1 pseudogene is annotated in these 1,003 nt (G+C 81.5%); it reads right to left on the bottom strand.

The features are described 5' to 3' along the window. A pseudogene (locus IH13_RS45280) lies at positions 1-1,000 on the bottom strand (hypothetical protein); the annotation flags it as partial. Between the last annotated feature and the right edge of the window lie 3 nt (positions 1,001-1,003).

Here is a 1,003-nt window from a genome sequence, read left to right as displayed (position 1 = left end):
CGTGGCTGCCCGGCGCGATCTGGAGGAGCGGTGTCGCCTCGCCGCCGCGCCCCAGGTCCACCGCGACGGCCTTCACGGGCCCGCCGTCCGCCGGCTGACGGTCCAGGGCCAGCAGCCGGCCCTCCCGATCCAGCCAGGCGCCTCCCGTACACCGCCCCGGCACCTGGGCGACGTGCTCCGGGCCGAACGTGCCGCCCGCCACGAGCCAGACGGCGGTGGAGTGGTCGCCGGGGACCAGGGCGTAGGCGCTCAGGCCGTCCGGGGACGGGGGCAGCAGGGTCAGTTCGCCGCAGGCGAGGGCGCCCAGCGGCAGCTCGCCGGTGCCGGGCCCGGTCGGGTAGAGCAGCGAGAAGGCGTGCCGGTCGGCCACGTGACGCCGGATCAGGACCCGCCCGTCGGAGAGCGGCAGCACGTCGGAGGCGGCCTCCTCCGGCTGGTCCAGGGGGAGGGGCACGGCGTACGGCTCGGGCCCGTCGAGCGTCCACCGCTCCGGGTACCAGGCGGGGTCGGAGCCCCCCTCCGGCCCGGCTCCCGGGGCGGAGGTGAGGCGGGCCGCGTACGTGTGGTCGGCCGTGATGACGAGCGCGGGCGGCAGGTGACGCCCGTCCGGCACCGGGCGGGCGTCCGGTGCGCGGTGGGTGCCCGGTGCCCGGCGGGTGTCCGGGCGGGGCCGTGCACCGGCGGTTGCGAGGGGCGGGGAGGCGTGGTGGCCGGCGGCGGGCGGCGGGGCGCCGGTGCCGGGGGCCCCGACGGGGGCGGGGGCGGCTCCGTCGGGCGGGGGCGCCCGGTGGGGGAGCGTCGGGCGGACCCGGGCGCCGCCACCGGCCCGGGCGGCCCCGGTGGTGATCTCGCCGCCCGGGCGGACCGCCCGCGCGGACACCGCCCCGCCGAACGTCGCGGCCTCGCCGGACCCGGGGGCCACGGTCACCCGGAACCACTCGGCGCCGTCGGCCTGTTGCCGCGCCTCGTCGGGGCGGGCGGGGGCGGGGGCGGAGGGCACGAC

The organism is Streptomyces sp. NRRL WC-3549 (genome assembly GCF_000721935.1).
Taxonomy (GTDB): Bacteria; Actinomycetota; Actinomycetes; order Streptomycetales; family Streptomycetaceae; genus Streptomyces.
This window is presented reverse-complemented; position numbering and strand designations above follow the sequence as displayed.